This window comes from Bythopirellula goksoeyrii, from assembly GCF_008065115.1.
Lineage (GTDB): Bacteria > Planctomycetota > Planctomycetia > Pirellulales > Lacipirellulaceae > Bythopirellula > Bythopirellula goksoeyrii.
In genome coordinates this window covers 3,963,507-3,987,295 of record NZ_CP042913.1, presented here as the reverse complement: position 1 = coordinate 3,987,295, position 23,789 = coordinate 3,963,507, and the positions used below count along the sequence as shown (strand labels likewise).

The following is a 23,789-nucleotide window of genomic DNA, read 5'->3' as shown; positions in this document are numbered from 1 at the left end:
TTATGAGTCCGTATCAGTCAGCCCAGTCGCTGGCAAACGCTCTATCAAGGGCATCCAGCAACTGGACGTCCCTATCAGGCGTAGTTTCGTCGAGCGACCGACTTGGAGACTGCATCGTCAGATTTCTGGAGTCTTCTAGATCCTTCCCGGCGATGTTCTCGCCAGAGATCGCATTCGACCCTGTATTCTGATCCGTAGGGGCAGCAACTACGACTCCGGTCGTAGCGTCGTTGCCTCCCGGCAGCTGAGAATTGTCGATTCGCGTACTAAATAAATCCAAGGAGAGAAGGATCGGATTTGTTGGCAGTGAGGTGGCAGCCACTTTGGAAATGCTTTGAGGGACATCGTCGGCTGACAAGCTCGAAGCGAGGACAGCCACGACCGGGGTGGGCAGCCCGTAATTGTCTTGCCAAACAGTCAGATCGCCGGATTCGACTGTGCCGTTGCCATTGCCATCGGCACCCGTGCCCTGCGGTACACTAGATCCAAATTGCCGCTGCCAGGTGAGGAAGTCGTGACCATCGACGTCCCCATCGACGTCGTAGTCGCCCGCCAACGTGGAGGAAGGCTCCAGTACCCAGAGTTCGCGGCCATTTACCCCGTCATCCGCCACGAAGTAGAGTGTTACCCCAACCGTGGTAAGTTCGGACGGAGACGCATCAGATCCCCCCATATTGATGTCGGCCACCATTGTCGTTCCGGTCTCCATCCCATCGCTCTTCCAGAGTTCAACCCCACTGTTGCCATCGTCGGCCGTGAAATAGAGGACTCCGTTGACGTCGGTAAGATTGCTGGGTTGGGAGCCCACCCCTACCGCACCGTTGATGTCCTTCACCCGCACGGTTCCCCCTGGCGTTCCGTCGCTTTTCCACAATTCTCGTCCTGTCACCCCATCGTCGGCCGTGAAATACAGAACGCCACCCACGTTGGTGAGATTTGCGGGACTGGAGCCGAGGGCCCCGCTGTGAATATCCTTTACCAGAACCGTCCCCATCTCTGTACCATCGCTCATCCAGAGTTCCAGCCCATTGGATCCATCATTGGCCGCGAAAAAGAGGGTTCCCCCGACGTCCGTTAATTCTGATACAACAGAATTGGCACCCGGGGAAATAATCTTGACCATCATTGTACCCGCAGCAGTGCCGTTGCTCTTCCAGAGCTGAAAGTCATTGATTCCATCGGTGGCTCCGAAATAAAGTGTTCCTCCCACCTCGGTAAGGAAGCTGGGAGAAGAGCCAGCGTTGCCGCTACGAATATCTTTCACCAAGGAGGTGCCCATTTCGCTGCCGTCGCTACTCCACAGTTCGAGCCCATTAGCGTTGTCGCTGGCCGTGAAAAAGAGGGTCCCACCGACAGGAACGAGGTCGATTGGAAACGATCCTACCTCTCCAGGGCGAATATCTTTCACAAGAACCGTACCAGGTTCCGATCCATTACTCCGCCAGAGTTCACGACCGCTGGCGTCGTCCGTGGCCGTGAAGAAGAGTGTCCCCCCAAAATCTACGAGGCCCCCGGGAAACGAGCTCTCGTCGGCATCTTGAATATTCTTGACTAGGACCGTACCAATCTCGGTCCCATTACTTTTCCAGAGCTCGCTGCCATTTACTCCATCGTTGGCTTGAAAATAAACCAGACTACCGACACCTGCCAGGGAGGTGGGCTGGGATCCTGTGTTTCCAACGATGATGTCTTTGATCTGGAGAGTTCCGGCCGGCGAACCATTGCTCGTCCATAGTTCGCTGCCGTGCATGCCGTCATCGGCAGCGAAGTACAGTGCTCCACCGACTTCCACCAAATCGTGAGGATTACTTCCTGCTCCGCCCATCAGGTTGATATCGAGTAGCTGGGGAGTACCACTTAGCATGTGGCGCTGCTCCAGCGACTCGAAGGAGAGTCGACTGGTCTGCATCTTCTGTGCAGCACTCGATCTGAGTGAACGTAGATCCATGGAGATTCCCACCCGCGTTTATTGGCGCTTCAGAGATCCCCCAGGATCCTGTACACCTGCTTGTTGTTCCGCTCTCCAGTCTAATCGAAAAGGAGAATAAACGCGCAGCATAAGCGGTAATTTTTCCTCAAAAATCGACGAACTCTACTGGGAATCAGATTTCCTCGCCTTTGCCAGACGGCCTCGGTGCCGAACCGGGGCCCCTTTCGAGGAGCCTTCCTAAGAATTGTCCCGTCAGGGTTTCAGGAGGCATCCTAGGGGGGTGATTTGGGGAGCATAGATTCATAGAGCGGTAGGAATACCCGAAGGGCATCTTGTTACAATGAGAGACAATCTGGCCTCTGTCCGTTTCCAATTTCACCCCCTATGGTAAGTATCACCCTGGCAAACCTACATGATTTGTTTCGCACGGCCGAACAGCCTTACTAGGGAGACGTGGAGATTGACAGTTCATGAGTTCCCAGCGTTCGAGACGCTCATTGTTTTTCTGCTGTGTCGATTCCGGACCTGATCGCTGATTCCCCTCTGCCATTTCATGAACTACCATTTCATGCGCCTCAACAAGTGGATTGTGCTGCTGTTTCTCCTCTCGCTTATGGTGCATGTGGGATACGTCGTAAGTCCACTTGCCGAGAACAACTTCAGGCCCATTGATGCAGCGATCTATCTTGATCTGGCTGAAAACCTGGCAGAACAGGGTCGTTACTGCGTTTCACACGATGCCTTTCAAACGGTTGTTGCTGGCGAGCCGACCTTGTTCTGGACACCAGTCTATCCGGTGTTTCTGGCGGCTCTGCGACTGGTTCATTTAGATTCCCATCTCCAGATCGCTCTCATCCAGGCGGTACTTATGGCGTTATCAGTTTTTCCTGTCTATGGGCTGCTGCAGTTGTTTCTAGACAAAAGACCTTTACTGGTTGCTACGATCGTGTGGGTTTTCTATCCATTTCATGTGATCATGACCTACCACATCGCCAGTGAAAATATCTGCATGCTGATTGAATGGTGCACACTTTTTGTAGCCGCCACTCTGTCACTGCACTATCCAGAGAAACGTTCACTCTACCTCTTGCTGGGGCTGATGCTCGGTGTGCTGGTGCTTACACGGCCTGAGCGTCTGCTCCTGGCGGCTGGAGTGTGTATTTGGATAGTTGGTAGGAACGTAGTGATCCATAAGATTTGGGGCGTACGAAACATGGGCATTCTGGTTGCTGGGATGTCGTTTGTGGTTCTACCCTGGCTCGTTCGGAACTATCAGATTACTGAGGGCCATATTGCATTCTCCACTCGTTTGCCCTTCAATCTCCTGGCGCATAACAAAGTCTGGGAACTTACGTCCACTCGCCAAATTGATTCCTCTACTGAGTACTATTCCGATCATCCCACTGCAGGGACTGAGTATCAGAGAGCACAGCAATTAAAAAAAGACGCGATCACCTTTATTTACGAGAACCCTGTGACGTATGGTCTTATCTGCATCAGACGGACGGCTTCCTTGCTCATGCCTGCTTTCGTCAAGGACTATTGGATGCGGAAGTTCAACCGACGACCAGGCTCCAAAGATTTGCTCCCTCTTTGGGAGGTTGCCCAGATAGTCTTTCTCATAGCATTTCTGGCAATCACGATTCCCGGTTGGTTTGCCGCACATCGGGCGGGGGCGTTGACTCGAGACTTTTTTTTGGGGGTACCAGGCCTGCTTTTCATTGCCGCAATGGCACAGCTAATCGTGAGTATTCTTATTTCCTCTGCCCCGCAACTACGTCTGATGACCGACACCTATTGGATTACACTTGGAATTTGGGGGCTCTCTAGCAGCCGGCTTGTTTCTAAAATGCCCACAGAGTCTCCCCAAGGTCCCCTCTCCGCTGTGACAAGTTGAATACTACATAGATCTATTCCAAATCTTACTTGGCTTGAGCATTTCACTACATTATCTGCAGAAAAAATTCTTCTAAATTCGCGGAAGCTTTCTGCGCTAGTCAGGATCAAAAACACCATCATCTCGACCCCCCCATTTGGGAAGATTCAAATCGTCATCTGCGGAAAAGCTGAGCGATTCGATGAATAAAAGGCTTGTCTCCCCACACTTTCTGCTCAATAATGGTCGGCAGCTTGGGACGGAGTTTTTCGTCATTTCAAGCCTACGAGAGCTCGGCCAGGGAGGGATCCCTGAGGACCGAGTTTCTTATGTCAGCGGCAGGCCAACATTCTTGTTGGCCTTTGTCAGGAGCCGCCGGCTTGCTCAAGGATGTTCTTGGATTTGTCAACAAGGTTGTTGACATTGCCCACCTCTTGAGGTGGGCCAAAAACAATAATTTCATTCTAGCGGTGCTCTGCGCAATGGAGGGCACTTGCAGATGGTTCATGGTTTCGCAGCGATATCTGATAAACCAGATATCTGACAAACCATGATCTGCCTGTTATGAGGAAGTTTCTCGAATGCGTTTCGCTCTCTTGTGGGTCTTGTTGATCTCTGTTATCTCCGCAGATGCATCGGGAGCGTCCATGGTGCTTCGCGACAGTATCGGCACCGACCCGAGCCTTTCCATTTCAGACGTCGGAGGGGCGACCACTCATTCAGGAACCGACTGGGCGACCCCCGGCATGGTCTTGAATGCTCCCACAAAAAGCTACCTCACACAGGTACAGATCCTTATCTTTGCCCGCGACGGAGAGTTCTTACCAGAAAACGATTTGGCAGACATCTTAGGTTATCCCATGGAATTTCATCTCTGGTCCGATGGTATTCAAGGGGGGCCTGATTCCTTTGCGGATAATGCCGCTGCAGAGCCAAGCCTTCCCGGACATATCAGCGTCGATGTCAATTCCCCAGCTGTGAGTTTTATTACGGCAGAGGAATTTGGCACGATCGGCCCCCCCACCGATCCCAATCAATTCACGACATTCCTGGTGACCATCGACTTGTCGAGTTTTGATATTGTCTTGGAAGCTGGCGAGGAATATGTCGTGGGTGTTATTCAAGATAATGCAGACAATTTTGTGAGTGGAGGAGGACTCTTTCGACAAAGTTCGTCAACTATGACGGGCCTGGAAGATGTCTTTCAAATCGATCAACTCCCTGGTTTTTTATTGCCTGGTTACCTCAACAGCCAACTTGGCTTAGGAGTCAATCAATGGGCGGGAACTATTATGGCCGCCACGGGTGACTTCGATGGGGATGGCGACACTGATGGAAGCGATTTCCTGAAGTGGCAACGCGATTTCGGCCAAGACGTCGCCACACCCGGCGACGGCGCCGACGGTGATGGCAACGGCATGGTGGACGCAGGTGACTTACGGGTTTGGAGTCTCACTCACGATCAAACTCCAGAAGTAATCAACACCAATGTGAACAGCGACTTCGATGGTGACGGGGACACCGATGGCCGCGACTTTCTCGTCTGGCAACGCTCTTTCGGCCAGCAAGTAGCGGTTCCTGGAAGTGGCGCCGATGGCGATGGTAGCGGAAGCGTCGACGATCAAGACCTTCAGCTCTGGCAAGACAACTATGGCGGCCAGGATTCAGCAGCGATCGCCCTGCCGGAACCGACCAATTATCTTGGTTTGCTGTTGGGCACGATGCTCATGTGCCTAGCTGGGTTACGTCACCGGGGTGACGCGGGTTGCGCTCAGCCAGAGGTCAACGCTCCTGGAGATCGGTGCCGTTTCGCAAACCTGCCCCGTAGCCCAACGGCTGTGCCGAATAGGCGCCTAGCTTGAGTGAAGTCTAAGCGTCGAACTCGGCTTTTTCCCGAGGACTCTCTTCCTCCTCCAGCAGCCGCTTGACATGCATGTGGTTCAGTTCGGCCAATTCCTGATTCTGTTCGGCGAGGTACTTGTTGAGCTGGGCCATTTCTTTGATTAGTTGATCTGCCGAATCAGATCCCCAGCGCAACCCGAGAATGCCCCCCGCGAGCAAGAGGCCTAGCCCCACAGCCAAGGCTGGAATGCTTGGCTCGGGTGTGGTGAGCTGCCAGAGCGCAACGCCAGAGCACACGAACAGGATTAGCCAGACAAATCGTGGGCGTATCATCACATTTACGCCTGCTCCACCGAGGCTATTCCTCCAGAATAGCCGTGGCGGATAGCTAGGTTTTAGCGACATAGCATTCCTGAGCTACGGATCGGACAAGGATTCGCCGCCAGATCCCTTGGCATTGGTGAGCAACTGCGAGACCAGCTCCAGTTCATCGGGGTGCCGAGTGTGAAGTGTTGGGGAGTCGGTAGCTCTGCTCTCAATCTTAATTATAGCTTTTTTTTTGCCCTTGAGAAAAGTGATTCAAGCCAGCGAGATGGTGTGGGTCTCCCAATCTCGGGTTGTTCTCCCCGGAAATAGGTTAAACCAGGATAAATAGATCGATTATCCACCAGACTGTCCCTGATGACTGTTTGTCACGTGCCAAGATGGCTCTTCATGGGTGACAGACACTCGCTGCGTCCGTTTGAACGATGTTTTCAGTCAAAATCTAGCGGCCAGCGTGAGGCGAGCTTCTTCCGCTGCACCCTGTCTCTGTTCGCTACTTCGATGTTTTCTCCAGGTCAATTCAGGGCATTCTGCCGATTCGCTGAGGGTCGGCTGGCCATCGTACGTACAGTCCAGAATGGCATAATTAGGAATAAATGGTGGCAGGTGTGACATCGCACGCGAGAGCAGAGTATCAGACGGTAAAGCACATGATCCGATCGTTTACTTCGGTAAATATTTCGGTCGAAGCACTGGGGACAACAGGGAGATGTGTCTGATCTTTTCCGCATACTTTGATCATCGACCGACATAAATCTTCCATACAATGCCCCCTCGAATTTCAGGAGAAAAACACCAAAGTGGGGGGGGCGGAATTAAAGGTTATGCGGGTTGTATCACCCTGACTGAAGAAATCGGCTCAGATTCCAGCTGGAACCGTGACTTACGATCGCTGGGGCAACCTCGCAATGGGGCGCCACTGCTTAAGTCCACAGATACCAAGATCCGCCCAGCAGGACATGGACAGCGATCAGTCCGTTGGTTACGGAGTGGGCCACGATGGGGTCGGTGAGATTGCCGCGGTGCCTGTAGAGCAATCCGTAGATCACACCGGCAACGGTACCGGCCAGCCAGCGCTGGTGCATCAGCCCAAACAGGAGTGACGAGATGGCCAAGGCAGGCCAGTGCATTTGTTTACGGGAAACGTGCGCGAAGTCGGGCGAAACCAACCTCCTCAAAAGATACCCTCGAAACGCGAGCTCCTCGGCGACCGGGATGATGATCACCGACCCGATGACTCGAGAGACGAGCCACACCCCTTTCCAGGTCGAACTGAGTGAGTCGACTTCAGACTTCAAATGGGCCCCCGAACTCAGCTCGCTCTGTTCCATGAGGATCCAGATGATATAAACCGCAACGCCTGTCAGGGGTGCGGCCCAGGACCAGGACCAATCCAACTTGCGGTACTCTTGGAAGAAGAACAGCAGGGCTGCGCCAGCCACGGCAATGCGCACCGGATAGAGCCAGTCAAAATCTGTGCTGGCCATCCCGGTGAGTATCATGCCTGCCATCAGTGCCAAAAAAGGGAGCAGGTACAGGAGTGTCGGACTGCGTAGTTCATCGTCCGACGTCGGCTCCTGGGCCTTCGCGCACCACCGCGAGTTCAGGGCCAGGACTGCTAAACCAAGGGCGACCACACAAAAGAAAAACCAGCCGGTCTGGGAGTGAAATCCCTCCACAGCCACCGCCGGAGATATTTTATCACCCACGATAATCAACAGGGCTATCCGCAAACAGTTGGCCAGCCAGATAGCCACGCAGCCCATTGGCAGCAGCAGTAAAGCCGCAGGAAATCGCAGACGCGAACGAAAATGCCACAGAAAAAAAGTGAAGAAAACCAGGATCATCCCAATGCCCTGATAACCTGAGCATTCCGGGGCAATCACCTCCGAGAAGGCGGGGGTACCAATCAACTTTTCAGCGTGGACAGAGACCACCTCTGGATAGACCAGCAACAACAGCCACTCGACCACATGGAACGTCCACTCCGACAGCCGATCCCAAGCCGACATCGTTACCTTGCCAACTTTCAAGCAAGCCACTCCCGCCAGCAGCGACAGGATAATTTCCAGGCGCCCAAGCCGAAAAAGCTTTTGCCAGACGGACCATGGCAAGGCAGCTAAGGCGAGCGCTACGTAAGTCGCTAAACCAATCCCAAAGAAAGAGAGTGCCGAACCCATGTGGAGCCGCGCCCCATCAGGATCCGTGCCACTCTGGTAGATGGAATTGCTGGTTGCCACAAACAGCGTGAATAGTAAGAAATGAAGCGCGAGAAAGCCCCACCGACTGCCAGGGGAACGAACATGCTCAAACGCAAACTCTTCCACTGCCTGGAGCTTAGGAAACATCGCCACGCAGAGAATGGCCGCAGCGGTCAAGAAGAGGGATACGATACGCTCTGAGCGACTCAGTAAGATCGCCGCCAGCGAGCCACCATGCTGGAGCGACATCGCCTCGTAGAAAAACGTGAGCCCCACAAGCTCAACGATGAGAATGAGCGCAGCAAAAAACAACCAGCAGGCAATCTTGCGCCTATCGGTCATCAATGAATACCTGCTGCGGTCGACGAGTACACAAGGCAATTATTCCTTGGGAACGATTGCTTAACTCGCTTATGACTGCTGCGCTGCTTCAGCTTTTGTGGCTGGAGAGGTAACGATCCCGAAGGACCAGCGTGGTACCAATTAAAAGTGCGAGTGCAGAACTAGCGGAGGCAGGATCAATTTCAGGAACGATGGCGAAAATGGCACAGATCTCAATCATTAGAACACTCCTCAACGAGCATGAGAAAAAGGTCTCCCAGTTGCCCCAAGGCAACCAAGCTAGCAGTCACGATATCCTCAACTCTCCAGGAAAGCAAGCATTTTTCCAGGTTTTTGGGAAGAAACCTCAATTCACAGGAGTTTCAGCGGAATTTGCTGGAGTTATTGGGTTCTGGAGCAAGGGAACCCAAGGCGGGTTGCTGCCAAGACCGTGGGGTTGGCCCAGCGTTAGCTGACCTGCTGGTACCTTGAACGGCCCCCCATCCCCCCCCTGCCCCGTGATGGGCAAGATTGGCCCGAGAGCCAGAAGATCCGTCAGGTTCTGCTTTTAGCCGCAATGGAGTTGGAGATCTCGCAGCAAGCGACGGCCTAGTTCGCGAACCGGTGGCATTGGAGATATGCCTGGATCGAGAGCACCGTGACTCCTGCCCAACCCAGGAGAGATCGGATGTTTTGAAATTGTTCAAGCTGGTGCTACTTCAGCTTACGGAACCAAGACGTGCCGTGGTTTATTTCCTAAGTTCCTCAGGGGAACCTGAATTCAGGCAGCCTGAAGGTGATAAGAGAGAGGTACTCGACATCACGAATTAGGGACCACGCTCGACTACCCACTGATGACAGCAGGGGCTATCGGGTCGGCTATCGCCATACCGCTAGCACTGCATGACAACGATTCTCCAGCGACTTCGTAAAGTGTGGGCAACTCTTGTTCGTTAGACCTTCTCGCACTTCCCCGAAAGCGCTTCGATTCGCCTCGCTCTTGTATTCTGCGAAGAAATGAGAAGTTTGCTTGGAGGAGGCCCTTCAATTTGTCGAAGAAGAATTAAAACACTAGAAAGGAAACAGTATGATGCTGCCTTCAGGTATAAAATCTTTTCAGAGAAAAGTAACATGGGCGGCCGGTATCATGCTGGTAGCGCAACCCCAACTGATCCTTGCTGCAGAGTCGGCAGCCGCCAACAGCCATAAATCGGTTGTGATTTCCCATGACGTAGCCCTGGCTGATGGTGGCATCGTGACTGGTCAGGTCGTCGATACTGCAGGTCAACCACAGGCCAACATGCCGGTCTCCCTCCATACCAACCATAGGGAAATAGCTCGTGTACAGACGGACGAGCAAGGCAACTTCCGAGTCGCGCGCCTAGAAGGTGGCGTGTATCGGGTCGGTACGACTGGCAGTGATGGCGTTTACCGATTCTGGTCTCCCCAAACGGCACCTCCTAGCGCGCAGCCCGGATTGAATCTTGTCTCTGGCAATCAAGTTGTTCGAGGTCAATCCAACTCAAGTCCTATGTGCTCCATGGGGCAGTGGATTGCCGAACATCCGGTCATCACCATAGCTGGAGTTGCGGCGGCGATTGCCATCCCGCTGGCTTTGAATGACGACGATGATCCACCTGCGACTCCTTGATCGAATCGGTTCGCTGGACAGCAAATCACGCTTAACCACGCGGTAGAAATTGCCGCGCGGTTTTTCTTTTTGTATTTCTGCCATTCTGGCAAAAGCCATTACCAGTTGTGTGACAGATTGCTCAGCGGCTTCATCATAGCCATTGCCTCGCAAGACGACACGATTTGTGCCAGCTCAGATGACCTCCTCGCCAAGCGAGTCACACAAAAATGTGCGATTCGATCCTCGCGCATCGGCAATGGCACAGATTCGCTTTAAATGAGAGGCACAACTTACCTGGCCTGCACTTGTAAACCAGGCACAAGTGAGCTTCGCTGTGAACACGTCTTTCCCAGGCGAGTCCTACAAGGAGACTCGGTCGTGCCACGCTCCGGTTAACTTGTGCGCTGTTCGATCCGGAAGTGACGAGGATCTCCCCCAGCGAACTGTGTGCCGGTCTGGCGTTGGTGAACATCGAGGCCCTATGGGGAAGCCGCTGCCCCTGCAACCGGTGGACGCCGTCTGGCGTACCGATGGCGGAACGGTCGCCGAAGCTATCTTCCGCCGTGGTCTATGGTTGCCTGGTGGGGCCAATCAGACTCAGAGCGAGTTGGATCGCAGCGTCAGCGCGTTTCGCTCGGCCTTGGTGAGAGACGCCACCTCTCGCAGGTCGAGGCTACTAGCTGACTTGTCCAAGAAGTTCAAAGATGTAGTCAATGGTTCCAATATCGACCTGGTTATCGCCAGTGGTTAGCTGAGCAACGATTGCGTCGAATCCGCGGGCTTCGCTCCAGAACGCAGCGCCAGTGATTCTCGCTCCCCAATCCGCGGCCAATACGTCATCGTCACCTGCTGAATCGTAAAGCGTTGCCGTGTCATAGCCACCTTTGGTGGCATAGGCGACGCTGCGGTCGAACCCACGTGCTTCATCATAGTATCCGTTGCCGGTCATCGTGGCCAAGTCGGTCCGTGCCACATACACATCGTCTCCCGCCGTGTCGTAGAACACAGCCCGATCGTACCCTCCCGCGTTGGCATAGGCGACGCTACGGACGAAACCCCGTGCCTCATGGTAGTACCCGTCGCCATACATCGTGGCCGAGGCGGCCCGCAGGACGTACACATCATCTGCTACTGTGTCGTACAGAACGGTGTGGTCATTGCCTCCCCCACTGTACGCGACCACTTGCTCAACACTTGTTGCAATCGCGGAGTAGCCGACTCCTGTTAGAGTTGTCTGCCCTATGCGCATCACCGCCGTCTCATCGCCATTGGTTCCGGTCATCTCGATGGCGTCATTTCCCAATCCGCCAACGAAATTGATGTTCGTCACCGCAAGGGAAGCAAACTCATGGGTCACCCCATTCACGGTTACTTGGTGATTGTCTCCTGCCGTGAAGGCAAAGGTGTCGTCACCGGCCGTTCCCGTGACGTCTACCGTCGTGCCGCTGACCGCAACCAGGTTGCTCAATCGGTAGTCGACGTCGTCGTTCATGCCCTGGACGCACACATAAAATTCCTCACCCGCAGATGCATAGACATCCACCCGCGAGGTGCCGCCGGCGGCATTGCCAGAAGTTACCATCTGCATGTTTGCGTCGTAGAGCATCAGGTTGACTTGTCCACCTTGTGCATCAAATGCTCCTTCGACCGTGAGGTAACCAGCCTGACTGGCCTGCACGCGATACCAACTCTCACCATCTACCGAGAGACCAGTCAACTGATTATAAGAAACGGTTCCCCAGTCGGTGTAAGTGAAACTGCTCTGGTGAGTCACGTCGAGTGTGTAGTAGCCCAATCCACCGCTGGAGGAGAATCCCACGGCGTAAGCTTGCCCGGCGATCACGTCGAAGGAAAAGCTCTCTCCTTGGCTACCGCTCACGGTTCCTGTGGCGTTGGTCACCGACCAATCAGCTCCCAAGTCGTGGGTCAGGTTGTTCGCTTCAAAAGTAACCGTCCCGTCGCTGCTGGCAGTGAATTTGAAGTAATCAACGTCGTTGAGCGTGCCTATGAGACCGCTTTGGCTTACGGTGCTCGTGAGATTTCCTAGATTGAACGCAGTGGCCAGGGTGGAGCCGTAGTCATCGGTGGGCATCAAGGCACTGATGGCTGCTTCGAGGTTGATGCGTTTGAAAGTAAGATTCGTCGCCGCGTCGAGAAACTCCGTCGCCGTGTCTCGCATGTGTGTGTAGATCGTGTCTTGTGATATTTCCGTGTAACCGACGAATTCCATGGCCTCGCGAATCAAGACGCTCGCGCCGGCAATGTAGGGGGAAGCCATCCTGGTCCCCGAATAATAGGCGTAATCATCGTCGATCCCGTTATTATTCTGATTAGGAGTATTCCTCCGATGTCCGGTCAAAAGATCTTGGGGCTATTACTTTTGGCGGTTGTCTGTCTCGGCTTGGGGTTTGTAGGAGGTAGAACTTGGGAGGCGGGCATAGTGGCCGGAAATCACTCCGTGGGAAAGCCGCAATTTGATTTGATTGCCGCAGCATCTAACCCTTTTTGGGATACTGTTGTCGCTGGGGCTCGCGCCGCTGCCGATGAATAGGATGTTGATCTCGTGGTTCATACTCCTTCGGGTAAACCGGGTGACCAAACTAACCAATTAGTGCAGGTCGAATCACAGGGCTCTAACGGAGTAGCAATCAGCCCAGTCGCTCCGAACGAACAGTCGCTGCTGTTGAGTCGATTGGCGACCAAAACGCTCTTGGTCACGGTTGACAACGATGCCCCTCCATCGTTGCGGCATTGTTATGTTGGCACGAACAACTTTATGGCCGGCAAGATGTGCGCCAAGGTTGTGCATGAGGCGCTACCTGAAGGCGGAAAAATCGTGGTCTTCATCGGTGCTGCGGATCGCGCCAATGCACAGGAGCGTCTGCGTGGCTTCCACGCTCATATTGTCGGTGATGACTCACCATCGGATGAGTCAGACTACCCGCTGGAAAAACCTTACAGCGACGAGACTTGGACCGTATTGCAAACTTATGTCGACGGTCTCGATCCAGCCAAGGCTGCTGAGAACGTCAAGAAAGCCCTGGACGAACATCCTGACGTCAATTGCATGGTTGGGCTCTACAGCTACAACGGACCAGTCTGCCTCGAAGTGCTTAAAGAAAAGAACAAAGTGAGCGACATGAAGATCATTGCCTTCGACGATAATGAAGCTACCCTAGAGGGTGTTGAGAACGGAGAAATCTATGCGACCGTGGTGCAGGGCAACTACGAATACGGATACGAGACCGTGCGCCTCTTGACATCTCTTTATAACAGCAACGAGCGTTCGGTCCCTCTGGCTGGAGCGGGATCCGTCTTTTTGCCTTGTTCGGTGGTGACCAATGACAATGTTTCAGAGCATCGGACCAAGTTGGCCCGACGGCTGGCGGACCATCAGAAACTTATGGAAAGTGACAAGTCAGAGGCCCAGCCTGGGGGATGACCCCTTGCGTACTTCCTTCACGAATCGCACTCCTATTATACGATCCCGGAAAATCCAGAGTTCCTGAACACAAGACCGTCTATGGTTTTATCTCGGCGCGACTCTCCTGGTCCTCCTAGCAAGGGCGCTTGGGAAATGGGATTCTGCCTCTTCTGCAAACAACTCCCGTATGCATTGTGTCGTGGGCTATGGACTGCTAAAACTCATTGGGACCAGTCCACTGGCGGATGTCATGGTGACAGCTAAGAGGGGATGACTCGCAGACTCGGATTGGTTACACTTCACTATTCTGGTCGCCACAAGGACGTAATGTTGCGAATTGGTCGCAGATTGGGATTGGTTACACTTCTACGGCTACGACGCTTCTGAGGCTGGGGTTGCGAATTGGTCGCAGACTGGGATTGGTTACACTTCTTTCCCTGCTAGTTCCTTGCCGCTGATTCGCTTGACGAGAAAACAAGACTAGAAAAGTGCTAATTGCCATAGGGCCGGTTCTGGAGGTTTGCGCATTTTTCTCCCAAAAGATTTGCATCCGCTGGAACTGTTTGTCTGTGATTGGAATGACCCCCACCTCGCCCTCTCAAGGTAGGTGGTGCTCGATTCGCATCATCTGAACCTCGTCATTTTCTTTGCTCGGACAATGCTGCGTATATCCTGAATACTCCATCTGCATAAAGCCGTCGGTCAATAGCGACTTGCGAAACTGGGTTTTCGCTGTTTCGTGGATTCTTCGTGTCGGTCGGCAGATCGAACATCGTCAAGACCTACACACAGCGATACCCGTTGATGAACACGGCCGAAGAAGTATGTGGTGGCTGTTGGTTAGTGTTATCACCCCTACCCGATCCTAAGAGGCCAATCCTCCCGAGGAAAGCTTTCTTAGGGCCGGGCAGGGGTTGGGATTTCTAGTTTCTTGGAATCGCCGGCGTAGCAACGGACGAGCGATGCCATGCAGCGGGCGAGCATTAACATCCAGGGCCCATTCTGGTCGCCTAACTGCATGGCTTGAGAGAGTATCTCTAGCAGTTCGGCTTTGGCTAGTTGATCGAGTTCTACAGAGACTTGACGATGAATATCGCGGACCTTGTCGTCGACCAAGGGTCTCAATGGCTCAAGATGATCGTCGGCCAGGCAGAACGAGTTTGACCGACTGCGATGGTGGATGCCGAGACTAGGGAGCAAAGCTGTGGCGACATTTGCGTGGGCTAAGCTGGCACGGATGACGGCGTAGCCGTAGTTCAGCAACCCGTTGAAACCCGTCGGATTGGGATCACGGCGAAAGGACTCGGTATCGAGTCCGGTAGGCGTGGCTCTACCGAGCCGATGGGCTCAGGAGATTTGGGGGGCCCGGGCTTCGATATTGGTGGGATCGCCGGAGCGAATTTCTTTGGCATGTGCTAAGAGTTTCTTGTCAGGGCTGGAGTCGGCAGCCAGAGTACTTGCTTGGGCATTGACCTGAGCGACGACCAACTGGCTCCAAAGTTGTTTCTGCAGGGGCTGGGAAACATGGAGTTGGTCCCGTAAACGCCGGACTACTTGGGAATGATCGGCCAGCGGCCAGACCATCGCGACGGGCAAATGATTGGAACCGCAGAGGACGACAGCCGCTTTGCTCTGAGCTAACTCTCAAAGAGCGGCGTGGGTGTAGGTGGTCTGAGGATGATCGACCACCACCAGACCGATCTCTTCGCAGGGGATGCTGCCGACGATCTGACCTGCGCGTTTGAGCAGTAGCTGCTGGATGTGAACGGCGAGATCTGCCGGTTCGCGTGAGATTTCGAGAGGTCGTTTGATCACGACAAGGCCCTGACCACGGATCGAGGACCCAGGACCCTCCGTGGCATGAGCCGCAAATTGGAAGCGGTGCTTCTATTCCAACAGGCACAGAATGGAATTGCCAAGAAAATCCCCCATTCCCTGAGTAATGATTTTTCAGTCATTGGCCCAGCGGATGCGGCCAAGAGGATCAACGGTGACCTTACGGCCGGAAAGAGTCGATGCAGAAAAATTAATAAGAGACAGATTCTTTGATTTGCGTGCATCGTTATGTGCGATAAATCGCATCTGGCCAATAGTTGATGCGGCAGTCTGGAACGTCAGCAATCGTTGCTCATCGTTTTCGTTCACGACTACCATTTCCCGACTAGCAAGGGACATAATAAACCTTGCCTCTGCCGGTATAGTTTCGTGATTTACCGAGGGAGTACGCTGGATAATTTGCTGCTTGCTCTTCAGCCGGTCAATCGCTTCCAACATTGAAACGAACACCGCTTCTCGTTTCTTCTTCCCTTTTTCCTCCCATTCAAAGAGGCAGAGGTGGTGCATGGAGCCCGGTTTGACGTAGGCAACTGACTCACCGCCTCGTAGGGGACGAATCGTTTGCTCACTCCTAAGAATTCGCACTTTCTTAATAGGTACTCCCGAAGGCATCGTCATGTTTGCCAGAGCAGCTTTTAGTTTCTTTCTATCAGGCTTCTTACCGCGACCAAATTCCACGCCATGCTCTTTGAGTTGCACCATAACGAGATTGCGAATGGTCTCGTCCCGAATTTTCTCGATCTCGTTTGCGCTCAAGTTCTCCAATGGCTTGCGGACAACCCATTCACCCCTGGTTTGGGTACGACCATAGAGAGTTTCTTCGTGGAGGGCTCCTCGAACTTTGCGATCTACCCGATGAGAGACGTTTACTTGTTTGATGTGCTGTAAAACATCGTCGCGAAAATTCTCCCAGGGATCGGCCAAGGTTTCCCCATGTTTCTTGGCACCACCGGACTTCACAAGCTGTGAGAGCTTTTGAAGACGAGAACGAGTGGTCAGTGCGAGAACAACAGCATCAATGGCGTGATGCCGATGATCAGCACGATTCTTCTCGCCAGGTCGCAGATTGGCCGACTCATGCCAGGCAGGACTATCAGGTAGCTCTTCGATTACTGTTTCAAGTCCCCACTGCCATCGCAATTCGCTGGTGAGTTGCCCCTTCAGACCTAAAACGGCATGTTCTTTCTCAAACAAACACTGGAGATATTCCGCCGTCGCCTTGGTTATGTAGGACGTGTCGGTAAGCTGGCGAGCAATGAAATGGTCGAGTTGTAATTCCTTTTGAAGAAAGCGCCGATATTTCGGATAGACAAGCTGCTTTGCTCGCTGGCAAATCGCTCTGTATTTGTCCTTGTCGCTCCCCGCGAGCCATTCATACGGGGACCGGTTTCCCTTGTCGGCATGGGACGTGCGGAAACATACAACTTTGTTAGCCTGAGAATCGTCGAGAGTACGTTGATAAGGCAAGAGATGGTCGATCTCTACACCTCCTCCGTCGCCAAGTAATTGATTCAGCGATATAGGCTTCCCAGAATAGACACATTCTTGATTTTGAGCTTCCCACAAGAGATAGCGCAGAATACTCTCGTGCGAAGGTCGCGCACCATTCTCCCTGAGTGTTTCGGCAACGGTGTTGCGTGCGTTCTCACGATCTCGAATTCGCTTGTTGTACTCCTTGCGCTTTTCTGCGCTCATTTTGAGCGAGCGAGCCATTTCCAAGTGAACCACATCTGGCTTGCCATATACCCGAATAATCGCATTGACAACCTTGCGTATTTCAGTGAGCGTCCGCTTCACGACGGGATTCGGAATATCGCCAATAGGGCTGCTGGCAGTGCGACGAGGATCAGGAAGTTTGTCAAACAATCGTCGCTGCAACTGATCCCGTCGGAAATATCCTGCAGCCTGTAGAGCAGAATTCTTTACGTCCTCCGCCATGTAAACCATCCCTTGCTCGAGAAAGGGCCGGAGCTTTTCAATTGCCATCACCGAGAGCTTGCTATAGCCTTCCGGGAGATCAACTGCTTGAATAGCATCCGCCTGATGGGCAGTGAAGCTGAATCGATTGGTGAGTATTTGGTGGGTTGCTTCTTCATCAACGCTGTTGATCAGAATCTCCACAACTCCACTCTTGATTTCGCCTGGTAGTTCATGCCAATCTTTCCCGTATGATTTGGCGATTAGCCAGTCGGTAGTCATCCCCTTGAGATGAGATTTGTTGCCACGCTCTAAGTTGAATGTAATTGATTCCATCAATCCAAGTGTCTTGCGGATCTCGTCAAAGGTCGCCTTTTCTCGTGTTTCGAGATACTTGAGCAAGAGCTTGCGTTGGCTATCGCTGAGTTTGCCTTCCTGATTGAGGTCTGGGTCGATATAGCGAAGGTTATTGACTTCTTGCAGAAGGCGAAAATATTGCGCACGTCGATCCGCACGAGCGCATCGCCTCTGTTTCGGCTCCAATTCGCAGAGTCCTACGATTTCTTTGGGCACTGGTTTGAGGGTGCGGTGAAAAAAGATGAGGCCGAACAACCCAAAGGCTTCTAAATCGGACATCTCAAAACGCGGATTCTTGACCGTCCCTTGCTTGTCGAGAAAAACTCTATCTTTAGGAAGTGGTTTGTGAATATCCCTTTGTCTGCCAACCTTCCCGTCGCGCAATTGTTCTGTAAACAGTGGATAGTACTGAGCTTGTTTGTTCCAAATCTGATCAAACTCATCCATGAGCATTTTACGAAGCGTATGACGTCCTCGGATATGGTCGTCCTCAATGCGAACGGCATGATCGAATGCAAGTTGTTTCTTACACAAGTACTCGCCAAGAGTGCGTGCCGTGGAGTCTTTGATCGCCTGCTCCAATTCTTGCATTTCCAGCAGCAGGTCCTCCGGCTTCTTGTCGGCGTCGGGAACATTTGTATTCTCAGGCTGTTTTCGCTTTGCCTTGGCTTCCGCTTTCGCTTGCTCTTTCTTGTTCGACTTAAACCCACGTCGCTGATTAAGATGCAGCAGTACGCGGCCGATTTCATGCAAAGTCAATTGTTCGTCCAATGCTTTGGAGCGGAGCACATAGGGATCCAGTTGGTAGAGTGATTCTTGTTCTGACTCGTCCGTTGGCCAACAGTCTAATTCTAGAAGTGTTCCCTTGAGCATTCGCCTCCGATTTGCGCGACGCCGTTGTTGCCGCCGCCTCCTGCGGGCGATTCTGCGTTGCTCGCTACGGGAAACCTCCTTGAAAGTATCGAAGGCATCAACCCCTTCGGGAAATACTCGCACGCCTAGATCGATAATCTTCGAATCGTTGGGGGTTTTAGGATCGTCGTTGATCAAGGCCCAGCCAATAGAACGAGGGCCTACATCCAGGCCAAGAACGACCTTACTCATGCTGTGGCATCCTCGAACAGATAAGTCGCTAAAAAAATGTTTGACAATCAGCTCATAATAGCAATAATGGCCAGAAGTGTAACCAATCTCAGTCTGCGGTTCTTTTCGTAACAAGAAGAAAAATTCGCAGGCAACGCTCTACGGAGCGACCGCTCGCAATGCTTAGGCAGGGCGAGCTTTTTTAATGCGCGAGCCAAGGGGAGAGTAATACGTGGGGTATGCCGGTCCGCTCAAGAAATAGAACCTACCTAGGCACCCGCCAAGCCATGTGCCATCGCAAGCGGGCTCCGGTAATCAGCCATCGCATAGATCCCTACCACCCGCAAGGAGCAAACTCGTACGTGCTTCCTACCACTCGCTCCTGGCGAATCCGTGATACGTGATTCTTCTTCGCCAAGACCTTGGGGAGAACTCGACAGCCGTTACCAGCGGCGACGGTGAGAACCAAGTTCGGCCCCAAGGCGTTCAAGGCTTCTCGTGAAACCATGTTCCAGGCAGGACCATCGCGGAAGTCTATCAAGGACTCCGTGGGACGCATCCGGAGGATGTTCAAATGAGCAGTGGCAGAGGAAACTATCCCGCCAGCAGTATTACAGGCATTAGAGGCCGTCTCCGGTCTCCGCCAGGGACGGAGTGGAGCCAAAGAGACAAAGAAGATCTTACCCCTCTCCGAGGACGTGGTGGGCACCACCCTGCCCTTTTTCTCAGAAATCGATGCGGAGATGGTGTGACTCCAGCGACTCGCCGGTATGCGGCCCGCAGAAGTCTGTATGCTCCGCCCTTGCGATATTGACCGCACGGATGCAATCTGGACCTAACAATCTCAATGGCACAAGACCGAGCACGTTGACATGCAGTGACTGATTCCCCTAGGTCCTAAGTGCCAAGAAATCTTGCTCCGCTCTCTAGCTTGCGACAAGGAAAACTATTGCTTGGGTCCCTGCGACTCCGAGCGAAATTGGCGGGCCAAGAGACACGCTAACCGCCAGACACCGATTGAATACGACAATCGCCCTGGAAGTTCTGTTGCAACTCAGAGCAAGCGGTTCGCAGGCGCACACGACAAAACTTCAAGCTACCGACGGGCCATCCAGCGAGCGTGCGATCAAGTATTCCTGCATCCTACACTCCCCAAGAAAGGCTTGGTAGAATGGACTGCTCAAGAATGCCAAGAGTTGTAACGGTGGTGTTCGGAACGTCGCTGGGCAACAAACCAACTTCGGCATTCGGCTGCGACTGAGATCCGTAGGCGGTTTGGCTGGGAAGCTGCCCAAGTGGTGCTAGCTCACTCCGCGGCCCATGTCACTTAGATCCGCGCTGAGAAGGACTACGTGTTGTCGATGTGGGTGGTGAAGCAAGTTGGTTCGACAAATCACTTTTTTGGGAACCAATGGTGATGGTCGAGCAGGATTTGCTTCTGGTCGGTCGGTTCAGGTTTTGAAAGAATGAAGAGATGAAACGGTACGATTCACTTTTCGAAGCCATCCAAAAAATTGACCGAGAGCTGACTCAACTCGCTAGCTCGGTGAGAAAGGGGACACTGAAAGCCGTATCTGCCGAGCAGGCAATCAGACGTCTGAATCAATTTGTTGAAACGGCAGGCCCGCACTTACAGGAGCATGGGCAAGCATTTGAGGCCGTCAAGAGCAAAGCGGTTTTGTGCAATGGCTCCATGTACTCATCGGCTCACCATGCCGTATTCGGGGAGGCTGGCAAGTTCCTTCATCAGCTGTGGATTCTGGTAGATCTTGAAAGTTTCGATGAGCTTGCCTTAAAACCAATATCAGATTTGGGGGACGAGTTACACCGCAAGTTGATCTATGGCACGGGACTGGAACCTTCACTTATTTTGGAGCGATGGGAGCGGGTCGAAGCGGACCTACAAAAACTATTCTCCAATAACTGTTTCGGAAAATCCTCTTCGCTGCTGACCGCTCTGAAAAATGAGAAGGCGGCGATTCTCGCCATGGTCAAGCAACGGTAGACTCAAGACACTGAGTCAATGGGGTAGCCTCCGGCGTGACTGGCTAGCACCTGGGGAAACTTCATCTCCCCCGGTTGTTGACCAGTCGGCTCGCCCAAAGGGAGGATGCAAAGGAATTTCTGCTACTAGAGGACCGGGATATCCAGGAAGCATTCTGACCCAATGATGCAGACTTAAGTTACACCCTAGAGATGCTGGAGGCCCAGATTGACCGGGCCGCAGGTGAAGCTAGTTGGCTCAGGAAAGAGGGAAAACTGTTCGAGCTACGTTAAAGTCGAAATCCAGCGACAATGGTTTAAGGCTGCCCTCGACTAGGTGCGCGTACGTGCAAGGAAAGCTCGCCCATAGACAAGTTCCTACAACGGACATGACAGGACAAGGGTGGCGACGTAAAGGCTCTCGAGGGTTTACTGCTGCGGGTCTCTATCGCACCCGTCTCCTGCACCAAGCAGCCTTCACCACATCCATTGACGAGGAACGCGACAAGTGGATGCACTCACAGAAGAAAAAAGGCAAGACCCACGGCGAGATTAGGAATGAACGATCTGATTCCCATCCTGGGTGGGATCAGCTTGCCACTGACCAAGCTGTCGGCAGTGCCATTCGTGGAGCGACCTCAGCGTATAATCCTCCGTGCTTCGTGACTCAGGCCACATACTACTGCCGCAGTCGTGTGGCCGCGAAGAAAGAGTAAAGATAGTCAGCTGCGGCGAATCGCATGCACTCAACAATCCTTCAATGTGTGCCGGGTGATCTGGAAGGCATCCTGCCAACTCGCAGCATCATTAACGCAATCGCTCCTTCGACTCCAGGGGAGCGGAGCGGACAGTGAATCGCATTGGCGGTCACATCATGTAGCGCAGCTTTCGTAGGCCGCCTACTCTTACGCCTCTTCATCGACCGACGTGGCGAGTTCGTCAAAGCCAAACATCGTTTTGGTGCCGTGGGTGAGCAGAGCACGATTGTGGGGAATCTTTTCAGAAGTCCAGTAGGCTGCCATAGGAGGCGTGTACTTGGAAACCTGCAACGGGCCTTTTTCTTTCGCGATGTTCAGGAGATTTCGCCACAGGGTCAGGTGGTGACGAAGGCCCGTGAATTGGTTCGGCCTCTTCAAGAGCCCTTTCAAAGCACGTACCACCTCCGCGGCACAATCGCTAATCGTCAAGTGAGTTGCCAGCAAGAAACGACTGTCCTTCTCTTTCGTTCGTGTTCCTCGTTCCGGCCTTCGATCAAGAAAACACCCGCCTGACTGCAGGGAGCAATCAGGCGGGTGAGGTTAAACTAGGATTACTGACGGGACACCAATTAGTAGCGACGACGCATGTTCAAGAGACCAACGAGACTCATGCCGACGAGTGCCAGGCTGGTGGGTTCGGGAACGCGTGTCAGGCTGAACTTGTCCAGGAAAGCGGATTGTCCACCGGGAATGGTTGAGTCCATGCCGTTGACCATTCCGCCTACAACGGAGATAGTGTCGCCTGCAGAAACGCCTGTCAGCTTGAGGGAGAAGGGATTCCCTCCCAGCGCCGGAGAAGCTGCACCTCCAATGTTTCCCAATAACATCGGGGCAGTCAACAAATCAACGGAGGTCGAACCGCCGGTTCCACTGGAGCCCAGGGACGTGAAAAAATTGCTTGCCATAAAATTGCCCTCGCGCCCGGCTACAAAGCGAAGTACGTAATCGCCTGCGGTTGGTACAACCGCTGTTTGTACGACAATGGCAAAGGCTTTCGGCTCAGCAGTATTTCCACTCTGCTGACCTTCAAAAGACTTAAACCAAACTCCGTTGCCACCATCTCCAGCACCTCCAGAACCATTTTCAGCATTGGCAAACCCACCCTGAAATTGAGCGGAAGTTCCAACTCCGTCAGGCTTGTTGATGGTAAGCACCCAAGGGCTATTGCTGGTCTGGCCTCCTGCAGTTGCCGTAGTGAAGCTGCCATCGACAAGACACTCCTGGCCAAGTTGCCCACAGAGATGGGCTGCGTGCGTGAGCGTTGCCATCACAGCGATGGCCAAAAAAGAAGAACCTCTGACTAAGATTAGTTTCATTAGGAACACCCTCTCCCTCAAATAAGGCTAACTCAGAGAAACAACAAACATCTCATCGCAAAGTTTTACCAATTAGCAAGAGAAATGTCAGAAACATAATAAACGCAGGTCATAGCGCTCTCACTGACTTGGTTTCGGTAAGCTGCGGACTTCCTACGAGTAGGAACTATCATGCTCAAGTTGAGTCCTTTCTCGTGAAGTCCAACCGAGCAAAATCTTGCCAAAAACAATCACCAAATAAGATAAGCAGAGCCGAAGACAATCTCTTGGTCTACATACTTGACCGGGATTACCCATATGGGTTGACCCTCAAATGTTTGCTAGCTTAACATCGCGCTTCCCCCCGTGTCTCGCACACGGTGAATTTTCTCCAATTTTTTGCCTATCCGATGCTGGGAACTGCGAATCGGTTCCCGTCGAGTCGCTTTTCAGCCCGCATTTCTCATTTGAGTTCCCACACTTTGGCACGCGATTTGTACCAACGCTGGAAAAACAGGGCTCCGGACGATCAACTTGCCAAGGTGACACCCACTGGGTGACGCCGAAAAGGACGAATTGCGGGTAGGTTTTGACAGTCGGGTGAGGCTGTGATTCTATGGCAGCAAGGTCACCAGCGACGCTGGTCTGTTGGCTCACCGCGAATTGGACGAGGCCCAAAAGATCACCGAAATGGGGGCAGATGTCCTGACCGATTCGCGTCTGGGTAGCAACAAGCAGCTCTTGCTTGTGCCCCTGTTGCGTCAGTCGATCTCCAGCCGGCTGGCGGGCTACGAAGATGTCAACGACGCCGGGTGGTTGTGCGTAGATCCGGCCATGCGGCACGTGGTCGGAGGCCGAGCGAGCCAGCCGGAAAAGCAAGCGGCATCAAGTAGTGAGGTGGGCTGCTTGGAAACCGACATCGCCAGCAAATAGGACCAACCCCACCGCGCTGATGAATCTTTAGGGCCCTGGATCGACCAGGTGGTCCACCCGCTGCGCCCAAATGAAA

17 protein-coding genes and 2 pseudogenes are annotated in these 23,789 nt (G+C 53.1%); 8 read left to right on the top strand and 11 right to left on the bottom strand.

Going from position 1 to position 23,789, the window contains the following annotated elements:
- Window positions 1-13: 13 nt before the first annotated feature.
- Complete coding sequence (locus Pr1d_RS15825; RefSeq protein ID WP_148074434.1) at window positions 14-1,948, bottom strand: ELWxxDGT repeat protein; 1,935 nt, start codon at window positions 1,946-1,948, stop codon at window positions 14-16.
- A 550-nt stretch (window positions 1,949-2,498) separates the two neighbouring features.
- Here Pr1d_RS15825 and Pr1d_RS15820 point away from each other — a divergent pair.
- Window positions 2,499-3,827, top strand: coding sequence for a glycosyltransferase family 39 protein (locus Pr1d_RS15820; protein ID WP_168205268.1), 1,329 nt, complete (start codon window positions 2,499-2,501; stop codon window positions 3,825-3,827).
- A 560-nt stretch (window positions 3,828-4,387) separates the two neighbouring features.
- Entirely contained in the window at window positions 4,388-5,668 is a 1,281-nt protein-coding gene (locus tag Pr1d_RS15815; protein WP_148074432.1) for a DUF659 domain-containing protein, read from the top strand.
- A 7-nt stretch (window positions 5,669-5,675) separates the two neighbouring features.
- Here Pr1d_RS15815 and Pr1d_RS15810 read toward each other — a convergent pair whose 3' ends face one another.
- Together Pr1d_RS15810 and xrtE are read right to left on the bottom strand one after the other, a co-directional pair.
- Window positions 5,676-6,053 (bottom strand): hypothetical protein, encoded by a 378-nt coding sequence (locus tag Pr1d_RS15810; RefSeq protein WP_148074431.1) that lies wholly within the window; start codon window positions 6,051-6,053, stop codon window positions 5,676-5,678.
- An 842-nt stretch (window positions 6,054-6,895) separates the two neighbouring features.
- On the bottom strand, window positions 6,896-8,515 hold the full coding sequence (gene xrtE / locus Pr1d_RS15805; RefSeq protein WP_148074430.1) for an exosortase E/protease, VPEID-CTERM system: 1,620 nt from the start codon (window positions 8,513-8,515) through the stop codon (window positions 6,896-6,898).
- A 1,066-nt stretch (window positions 8,516-9,581) separates the two neighbouring features.
- On the opposite strand from xrtE, the gene Pr1d_RS15800 reads away from it, so the two are divergent.
- A complete protein-coding gene (locus Pr1d_RS15800) occupies window positions 9,582-10,145 on the top strand; it encodes a carboxypeptidase-like regulatory domain-containing protein (RefSeq protein WP_148074429.1) in 564 nt (187 codons plus the stop codon).
- A 658-nt stretch (window positions 10,146-10,803) separates the two neighbouring features.
- Here the strand turns inward: Pr1d_RS15800 and Pr1d_RS15795 are convergent.
- Window positions 10,804-12,405: a hypothetical protein gene (locus Pr1d_RS15795; RefSeq protein ID WP_148074428.1), complete on the bottom strand. Its 1,602-nt coding sequence runs from the start codon at window positions 12,403-12,405 to the stop codon at window positions 10,804-10,806.
- A gap of 69 nt (window positions 12,406-12,474) precedes the next feature.
- On the opposite strand from Pr1d_RS15795, the gene Pr1d_RS15790 reads away from it, so the two are divergent.
- Window positions 12,475-12,678, top strand: a complete 204-nt coding sequence (locus Pr1d_RS15790) for a hypothetical protein (RefSeq protein ID WP_148074427.1) — start codon at window positions 12,475-12,477, stop codon at window positions 12,676-12,678.
- Between the two features lie 12 nt (window positions 12,679-12,690).
- Entirely contained in the window at window positions 12,691-13,569 is an 879-nt protein-coding gene (locus Pr1d_RS15785) for a substrate-binding domain-containing protein (protein ID WP_148074426.1), read from the top strand.
- Window positions 13,570-14,448: 879 nt separating this feature from the next.
- Here the strand turns inward: Pr1d_RS15785 and Pr1d_RS15775 are convergent.
- The 5 genes and pseudogenes from Pr1d_RS15775 to Pr1d_RS15760 all read right to left on the bottom strand — a co-directional run.
- Window positions 14,449-14,835 (bottom strand): annotated as a pseudogene (locus tag Pr1d_RS15775) (CRISPR-associated endonuclease Cas1); the annotation flags it as partial.
- A 63-nt stretch (window positions 14,836-14,898) separates the two neighbouring features.
- Entirely contained in the window at window positions 14,899-15,147 is a 249-nt protein-coding gene (locus Pr1d_RS15770; RefSeq protein WP_148074424.1) for a CRISPR-associated endonuclease Cas1, read from the bottom strand.
- 48 nt (window positions 15,148-15,195) lie between these two features.
- Window positions 15,196-15,366, bottom strand: coding sequence for a hypothetical protein (locus Pr1d_RS25810; RefSeq protein WP_168205266.1), 171 nt, complete (start codon window positions 15,364-15,366; stop codon window positions 15,196-15,198).
- 135 nt (window positions 15,367-15,501) lie between these two features.
- Window positions 15,502-18,765, bottom strand: coding sequence for a type II CRISPR RNA-guided endonuclease Cas9 (gene cas9 / locus Pr1d_RS15765; protein WP_148074423.1), 3,264 nt, complete (start codon window positions 18,763-18,765; stop codon window positions 15,502-15,504).
- A 313-nt stretch (window positions 18,766-19,078) separates the two neighbouring features.
- Window positions 19,079-19,453 carry a hypothetical protein gene (locus Pr1d_RS15760; protein WP_148074422.1) on the bottom strand — a complete coding sequence of 125 codons (375 nt, stop codon included), beginning with the start codon at window positions 19,451-19,453 and terminating at the stop codon, window positions 19,079-19,081.
- A gap of 765 nt (window positions 19,454-20,218) precedes the next feature.
- Here Pr1d_RS15760 and Pr1d_RS15755 point away from each other — a divergent pair.
- A complete protein-coding gene (locus Pr1d_RS15755; protein WP_148074421.1) occupies window positions 20,219-20,749 on the top strand; it encodes a hypothetical protein in 531 nt (176 codons plus the stop codon).
- Window positions 20,750-21,074: 325 nt separating this feature from the next.
- Entirely contained in the window at window positions 21,075-21,443 is a 369-nt protein-coding gene (locus Pr1d_RS15750) for a hypothetical protein (RefSeq protein ID WP_148074420.1), read from the top strand.
- Window positions 21,444-21,632: 189 nt separating this feature from the next.
- Here the strand turns inward: Pr1d_RS15750 and Pr1d_RS15745 are convergent, their stop codons facing one another.
- Together Pr1d_RS15745 and Pr1d_RS15740 are read right to left on the bottom strand one after the other, a co-directional pair.
- The gene (locus Pr1d_RS15745) at window positions 21,633-21,929 is read right to left on the bottom strand and encodes a hypothetical protein (RefSeq protein ID WP_210417735.1); all 297 of its coding nucleotides are present in this window, start codon (window positions 21,927-21,929) and stop codon (window positions 21,633-21,635) included.
- A 125-nt stretch (window positions 21,930-22,054) separates the two neighbouring features.
- The gene (locus Pr1d_RS15740) at window positions 22,055-22,801 is read right to left on the bottom strand and encodes a PEP-CTERM sorting domain-containing protein (protein WP_148074419.1); all 747 of its coding nucleotides are present in this window, start codon (window positions 22,799-22,801) and stop codon (window positions 22,055-22,057) included.
- Between the two features lie 603 nt (window positions 22,802-23,404).
- Here Pr1d_RS15740 and Pr1d_RS15735 point away from each other — a divergent pair.
- Window positions 23,405-23,713, top strand: a pseudogene (locus Pr1d_RS15735) (transposase); the annotation flags it as partial.
- Window positions 23,714-23,789: the final 76 nt, after the last annotated feature.

What these genes read in the sequence shown, in the direction of transcription:
- Pr1d_RS15825 (WP_148074434.1), bottom strand. Translation starts at nt 1,948, where the DNA reads ATGGATCTACGTTCACTCAGATCGAGTGCTGCACAGAAGATGCAGACC.
- Pr1d_RS15820 (WP_168205268.1), top strand. Translation starts at nt 2,499, where the DNA reads ATGCGCCTCAACAAGTGGATTGTGCTGCTGTTTCTCCTCTCGCTTATG.
- Pr1d_RS15815 (WP_148074432.1), top strand. Translation starts at nt 4,388, where the DNA reads ATGCGTTTCGCTCTCTTGTGGGTCTTGTTGATCTCTGTTATCTCCGCA.
- Pr1d_RS15810 (WP_148074431.1), bottom strand. Translation starts at nt 6,053, where the DNA reads ATGTCGCTAAAACCTAGCTATCCGCCACGGCTATTCTGGAGGAATAGC.
- xrtE (WP_148074430.1), bottom strand. Translation starts at nt 8,515, where the DNA reads ATGACCGATAGGCGCAAGATTGCCTGCTGGTTGTTTTTTGCTGCGCTC.
- Pr1d_RS15800 (WP_148074429.1), top strand. Translation starts at nt 9,582, where the DNA reads ATGATGCTGCCTTCAGGTATAAAATCTTTTCAGAGAAAAGTAACATGG.
- Pr1d_RS15795 (WP_148074428.1), bottom strand. Translation starts at nt 12,405, where the DNA reads ATGGCTTCCCCCTACATTGCCGGCGCGAGCGTCTTGATTCGCGAGGCC.
- Pr1d_RS15790 (WP_148074427.1), top strand. Translation starts at nt 12,475, where the DNA reads ATGTCCGGTCAAAAGATCTTGGGGCTATTACTTTTGGCGGTTGTCTGT.
- cas9 (WP_148074423.1), bottom strand. Translation starts at nt 18,765, where the DNA reads ATGAGTAAGGTCGTTCTTGGCCTGGATGTAGGCCCTCGTTCTATTGGC.
- Pr1d_RS15755 (WP_148074421.1), top strand. Translation starts at nt 20,219, where the DNA reads ATGAAACGGTACGATTCACTTTTCGAAGCCATCCAAAAAATTGACCGA.
- Pr1d_RS15740 (WP_148074419.1), bottom strand. Translation starts at nt 22,801, where the DNA reads ATGAAACTAATCTTAGTCAGAGGTTCTTCTTTTTTGGCCATCGCTGTG.